The sequence below is a fragment of the Mycobacterium asiaticum genome (assembly GCF_001673365.1).
Taxonomy (GTDB): Bacteria; Actinomycetota; Actinomycetes; order Mycobacteriales; family Mycobacteriaceae; genus Mycobacterium; species Mycobacterium asiaticum_A.
In genome coordinates this window covers 1-634 of record NZ_LZLS01000188.1, presented here as the reverse complement: position 1 = coordinate 634, position 634 = coordinate 1, and the positions used below count along the sequence as shown (strand labels likewise).

Sequence of the window (634 nt, the reverse complement as noted above, 5' to 3'; positions counted from 1 at the left end):
AGCCGCGCGGGCCGCGGCAGCCAACTCCTTGGTGCTCGCGTAACGGTCGTCGGGGTTCTTGGCCATCCCGGTCGCGATGACCTGGTCGAGCTGGGTGGGCACATTGCTGCGCAAGGCCGACGGGCGCGGTGGTGGCAGGGTCAGATGGCCACCGATCTGTTGCTCGATGCTGTTACCCGGGAAAGGCTTACTGCCGGTGAGGCATTCGTGCATCACGCAGGCCAGGGCATAGACGTCGACGCGATGGTCGGTGTGGTCACTGGTGACCCGTTCGGGTGCCATGTACGCCCAGGTGCCGATGACGTTTCCGGTGTTCGTCAGCGAGGTTTCACCGGTCGTGCGGGCGATACCGAAGTCGATCAGGTAGCTGAAGTCGTCTTCGGAGACCAGCACGTTGGAGGGCTTGACGTCGCGGTGGATCAGGTTGACCCGGTGAGCGGAGTGCAGCGCCGCGGCGACCTGCTCGATCACGTAAACCGAGCGATCCGGTTCCAGCGGCCCGTCCACCAGCATGGTCTGCAGGTCACGGCCCTGGATCAGGCGCATCGTGACAAAGAGGCGTCCGTCGATCTCGCCGAAGTCGTAGATCGGCACCACGTGCGGATCATCGAGTCCGGCTGCCGAGCGCGCCTCG

Annotated in this window: 1 protein-coding gene; it reads right to left on the bottom strand. The window is 65.1% G+C overall.

Annotated features, from left to right (window positions below):
• Positions 1-634 (bottom strand): serine/threonine-protein kinase (locus tag A5634_RS20930; protein ID WP_155769638.1); only part of this gene is annotated, 634 nt, incomplete at both ends.